Annotated in this window: 4 protein-coding genes; 1 reads left to right on the top strand and 3 read right to left on the bottom strand. The window is 40.6% G+C overall.

Annotated features, from left to right (window positions below; genetic code table 11):
- Positions 1-872 precede the first annotated feature (872 nt).
- Together BCT81_RS29785 and BCT81_RS15325 are read right to left on the bottom strand one after the other, a co-directional pair.
- Positions 873-989 carry a hypothetical protein gene (locus BCT81_RS29785; protein WP_241908218.1) on the bottom strand — a complete coding sequence of 39 codons (117 nt, stop codon included), beginning with the start codon at positions 987-989 and terminating at the stop codon, positions 873-875.
- A gap of 1,480 nt (positions 990-2,469) precedes the next feature.
- Positions 2,470-2,904 carry a GNAT family N-acetyltransferase gene (locus BCT81_RS15325; protein ID WP_102424988.1) on the bottom strand — a complete coding sequence of 145 codons (435 nt, stop codon included), beginning with the start codon at positions 2,902-2,904 and terminating at the stop codon, positions 2,470-2,472.
- 356 nt (positions 2,905-3,260) lie between these two features.
- Here BCT81_RS15325 and BCT81_RS15320 point away from each other — a divergent pair, with 356 nt between their 5' ends.
- Entirely contained in the window at positions 3,261-4,682 is a 1,422-nt protein-coding gene (locus tag BCT81_RS15320; RefSeq protein WP_102424989.1) for a tryptophanase, read from the top strand.
- Positions 4,683-4,746: 64 nt separating this feature from the next.
- Here BCT81_RS15320 and BCT81_RS15315 read toward each other — a convergent pair whose 3' ends face one another.
- Entirely contained in the window at positions 4,747-5,346 is a 600-nt protein-coding gene (locus BCT81_RS15315) for a helix-turn-helix domain-containing protein (protein WP_102424987.1), read from the bottom strand.
- Positions 5,347-5,738 lie beyond the last annotated feature (392 nt).

Raw genomic sequence — 5,738 nt, 5'->3', positions numbered from 1 at the left:
CTGAGCATTGACAACTTTTAGCGTTTTCTGAAAGATAATATTAGTGTGTAGATTGGTATTTCTAGTTATCAAAGTTATTGAGTATTGCTAGTTCAAGCTCTCGGCTGTGATATCTATATGGTATATAAAATCGTTCTCTATGAGATTAAAATTGGAGAGAGTGTTGTTGGATAGTGGGCTTTTAGAGGAATGTAAACTGAGTATTAGGTAGTATTGAGAATGTGTACAAGCTGACAAGTTGACAAGTCGAAAGGCAAATATATGTCGTCAAAAATATTTTGGGTGACCTTGAGTGAGGAACTAGAGCTTCATCTTTCTTTTCGACCTATTGTAGAGTAACTTTTTCTATAGCAAATGAGTTTATACGTGTTTAGCGTTCTGCCTAATATTAATGATTGGGGGATGTGTGCCTTGTGAATACGTTGAAACACCACCGTTGTACTGCTACTACCATCACTGTCGTGATTTATGCAGTCACGTATACCGACCAGATTTTCCTAATCGCTTACCTCCCTACCCTACTTCCTATACCCAATCACAAATAAAATGACTCCATCACACACTAATTACTGGCGCGATTTGTGCTGTGGTGTCACCTTCTCGTGTTGTTGCTTGTATCGTCGGTGCAATTGCTCCGGTTGGTTAGGATATGTACTTAAGCTTTAACATATTGTCACGCCAGTTTAAATTGACCTACTTCTCGACGTTTGCGCTGAAATAAAACTGACCCACCCACGTAATTAACTTCTACCTTCAGAGAGATCTCTTAGAGTCTTTGGTATGGTTTAAGCTACTTTTTTCGTAATTGGTAGCTTTCTCCGCTGATTTGTACGATGTGCGAGTGATAAGAAGCTTCCTCAGCAATCCTGCCGTCAGTGTCGTATCGTCGGCGGAAGTATGTAACCAAAGCTAACAGCAACAAGATGGCTCTTGCCGACACAGCTTGGACTAAATAGCATTACGTTTTCCTTTCGTTCGATGAACGCCAACCTTGTTAGCTCCCTGAACTGTTTCTTGGAGCGCCTGCGGCGAATTTGAATTCATCATCAGTGAACGTTTTATCCATTTGGAAACTGGCGAACTTAGTTAGCGTTGCTCTTGTGTGTTCAGCTCTGCCTTTAGAAGTAACTCTAAGTAATCGGCTAGACTCAACTCAAGATTGTTGGCGACTTCTACCAGTTTCGGTCATTCCTGACCCATTGTTAATGGGGCTATCGGGCGTGTCGGAGAAAGGAGGGGCTGAAGTGCAAAACGTTCTTTCTCTAAAAGTACTTGAGGATTTGTGTCCGTCGTGCCGTGCATTCGCTGGTGAGCGACGGTTTCTAACCACGCGCCGATGGACATTGGCCGTGATTTTCAGGTCGTGCTGTTTAAGTGTCGCAGCAAGCGGGGTGACGAAGCTATTTTTTAAGTAAGAGTTAAATCGTTCCTGCCTTTGCGCGATAAGGACGGAAAGCTCTTGGCTTGAAGTGGTATTTCTTGGCGGCTGTGAGCAGCAGAGGGTTCCATCGGTGTTAGTTTTCACCGTAAGTATCTCGCTCTATCATATGGCTCTCGATCACAAAATCGAACGAAGTAACCGAGTGTAGTAATGTAAAGCTTTGACACGTGCACAACAGTTCGTGATGGTCGTGAAGTCGACTTGTATCTGTTCACCAGGTCGTATCTCGAATCGAACTACAGAGTCGACAGGCGCGCTGGGCTTGACTGGCTCCTTAAGCATCGTTATTTCGTCTTTGTATGCGAGCGCTCTTAATTCACGAAGTAAGACTGTTGCCGCTATCTAATACGGTTTGTCTGCGTTAATGCGAGTACGCTAGTGGTTCAGGGGATAGCTGAAAATTAGTTGGTCAGGATTGACGCTCGGGATACACGGGGCTTTGTTTTTATCACGGAAATAAATATGAACGGTATCCCTTGAGTACTCAAATTCTTAGCGATACGGCGGGTGCTGCAACCTTAATGATGTAAAACGTGTATTTCCACTAGTTGTTCTTGATTGAGCATAGCCCGCCACTTTGTTCATTTACGAACGGGTCGTTAGCCTCAGGTAGGGCATTTTTACACGGGCGCTGACAACATTCAAACATCGAGCCTCTATACATGTATTTGCGCCTTGGCTTCTTGCTTTCATAGTCATCATTTGGCTTGAGATCACCATGAGACTGGGGTGACGTTAGCCATATATTGACTAATGCGATGACAGTGTTTGGGTACCTTGCGATGGACGCTCTCATCTATTCGGGGAAAAGTTAAGAACCGGTTGATTATGTTATTTCAACCGGAGTGGGGATGGTGTACGTCTTATATCATCTAATCGGGGGGACCTAGGCTTTTAGCCCTTCTTTGATGATTGGAGCGGTTTATACCAAGAAGGTGTGAACGATGATCTAGGATGGAAAGCTAATCGCTTTAGGCTGATTTTTAATGTGGTAAAAGTTGTCAATGCTCAGGCTGAGCATTGACAACTTAGTGTGCAGATCTGTACTTTTTCCAATAATCAAAACTGTTGAGTAACGCAAGCTCAATACCTTTGCCATGGTATTTATATGAGACATAAAACCGCTCGATATAAGCATAGAACTGAGGGGTATGTTGTGTGAATGCTGGTGTTTTTTTGGGGATATGAACACTAACGATAAGGTAACCTACGACTTCTTTTCTTTTCCTATCCGTTTCTGCAACAAAAAAATAAATGTTTTTGTCATTCAGCTTTTTTTTGAATAGTGACTCTGTAAAAAGTAAATCAACCATTCTTAATTTACTTAGGTTGTAATCACTCAAACGTTTTTTCTTTTTTACATTATCTGAATTCCTCATTTTACTCTGGCTGCCTAACAGTTGTTCGTGACACAGTTTATTGATTGAGCGTAGATCCCTGAGCATTGCTTTTCTTATGAGCATAGTTAATCTCCATTAATTTCAACCGTTTGGAATGTGAGGCTATTAATGCTATGCAATACATCCGAGAGGTAACCATTAAATAAAGATTAATTTATTGAGTGTTTCTTCAGAGGTTTATCTTGAATCAAAGAAGGAAATAAGATCCTTAGCGTGGCTTTTTATTAATACTTAATTTAATAAGAAATTAATACTCAAGACGGCTTCTTTTCGTCATTTTCTATCAGTGCCTGATGCTATTGATTAAACCTTGTAAGGGGGAGCAATTATTGTTTTTAGGTATCTTTCACCAACAAGAAATTCTGGAGAGAACAATGTCACTAGTAAAGAACAGCAATAGTCATCAAGAGCAGTCTTCTATGGATTACTTACTTGATTACTTTCCCGAGCCATACCGAATCAGAGTTGTAGAGCCTGTTAAAAGAACAACGGAAAAAGAGCGAGAAAAATACTTAATGGAGGCTGGGTATAACCCTTTTTTGTTGGACAGCGACAAAGTCTTTATTGATCTGTTGACCGATAGTGGAACGGGTTCTGTTACACAGGCTATGCAGTCAGCAATGTTGAGGGGGGATGAAGCTTATAGTGGCAGTCGAAGTTATTATGAGCTGAGCCGAGCAGTAAAAGACATTTTCGGTTACCAATTCACAATACCTACACACCAGGGGCGAGGGGCTGAACAATTGTATGTGCCTGCTCTTATCAACAAGCGTGAGCGGGAAAGTGGTTTAGATCGAGATAAAATGACTGCGATTTCTAATTATTTTTTTGATACCACACAAGGACATACACAACACAATCGATGCCGAGTATTAAACGTATCAACACCAGAGGCTTTTAACACCGAAGTTGTGAGTGATTTTAAAGGAAATTTTGACTTAGAAGCCTTGGCGCTTGCGATTGAAGAAGTCGGTCCTAGCAATGTTCCTTATATTGTCAGTACAATAACTTGTAACTCGGCGGGTGGTCAGCCGGTTTCAATTGCTAATTTAAGATCCGTTTATGAATTGGCGCAATATTACGGTATCCCGGTTGTGATGGATTGTGCACGGTTTGCTGAAAATGCTTATTTTGTTAAACAACGAGAAAAAGAGTATGAAAATTGGAGTATTAAGGAAATTACTAGTGAAGCCTTTAAATATGCAGATATCTTTTCAATGTCAGCGAAAAAAGATGCTTTGGTACCCATCGGCGGGTTACTCGCATTCAAAGACGACAGTCTGTTAGATGTGCAACTAGAATGTAAAACGTTATGTGTCTTACTTGAAGGCTTTCCTACTTATGGTGGACTTGAGGGTGGGGCGATGGAAAGATTAGCTGTTGGACTTTACGAAGGGATGAATGAAGATTGGCTAGCATCTCGTATTCAGCAAATTGAATACCTGGTCAGCGGGCTTGAAGCTTTAGGGATCCGATGTCAACAAGCTGGCGGCCACGCTGCATTCATAGATGCAGGAGCTTTGCTACCGCATATCCCTTCTTGGCAGTTCCCGGGCCATGCGCTGGCCTGCGAGTTGTATAAGGTTGCGGGTATTCGCGGGGCTGAAATTGGGTCCTTATTACAAGGGCGTGATATGGAAACGGGAGAGCAGATATCTTGTCCGGCAGAGTTTCTTCGTTTAGCTATTCCGAGAGCCACTTATACACAATCTCACTTTGATTTCATTATCTCTGCATTTGCAGAGGTGAAGAAACGAGCTTCATCGATTGTAGGATTGACGTTTACCTATGAGCCGAAAGTGTTGAGACACTTCAACGCAAAATTAGAACCTGCGCTTTAAGGTTTTCCCCTCTTAAGTCGAGATTAAGAGGGGAGATTACTGTTTATGGAAAGCCAAGTATCATCTAGTTCTCCTCTTTGTTGTTTGCAATCAAGAGCCCAAGTTCGTTCTTTTCGGTTAAGCAAATTTGCGATGATTGATTGTTTATATGCACTTTTACAACATCGAAGGTATGCCAGAAATAGAAATAACCAAGAATTATCAGAGCAAGAGCTGTTGAAGAAACGCCCAAATAAAGCCATTGATAAACAGGAGGTTGGCTGCGCGATGTTTTTTTTTCGCTATATTTGAATGTTGAGGTTTCTAGTAATTTTTCATGCTCTGGTGACGGTTCAAGGTCGGGGATATTAATCTTATAACCCTTCCTCGGTATATTGATAATTTTTACATTGTCTAGTTCAAGCACTTTTCTTAGATTGGTTATCGCTACAGGTAATGAGTTAGGTCCAATGATTTCAGGGCTCCCCCAAGCGGCGATAATCAACTCTTCTTTGGTTGACATTTTTTGCTCATTTTTAAGCAGCGCTTCTAGTATGCAGCTCTCGGGTAGTGTTATTGAAAATGACTTTTGATTGCCAAGAATTAACTCAGCTCCTAAGTCACTTCGTTTTAATAAACAGTTACCAATAGGGATTTGTAGATCTTCAAGTTTAGGTCTCAACATAATATTTACCAGATAGTACTAGAAGGTCTCATGTGGAAGTTGCCAAACTTACCAAGAGGACTTATGAAGGTGATTTTTTAAGTCATTTATTCTTCTTGAGAATGACTGAATTAAATAGCTTATTCATAGGTATCGTTCTAGTTTTTATTAACGTTACAGATACAACTAAATACCAGAGTTATTTTTTACTCTGCGCCTAATTGCATGAATCAATTAACTTTACTGATGAATGTTATTTAACTTTTTGAGGTTTTGGCTTTGTTTTTAACTGAAGGATCAAGAATGTACCAAAATGTACTCGATGAGATAAAAGGGAAAAAAAATCTGAATGTTCTCATTTTTACCTCCTTCATAGAGTGGCTGGATATTAATAATCATAAAATCTAATACAT

The sequence above is a fragment of the Vibrio sp. 10N.261.52.A1 genome (assembly GCF_002876325.1).
Taxonomy (GTDB): domain Bacteria; phylum Pseudomonadota; class Gammaproteobacteria; order Enterobacterales; family Vibrionaceae; genus Vibrio; species Vibrio chagasii.
Note: the sequence above shows the minus strand (reverse complement) of the source record. Positions and strands in the feature narration are given on the sequence as shown.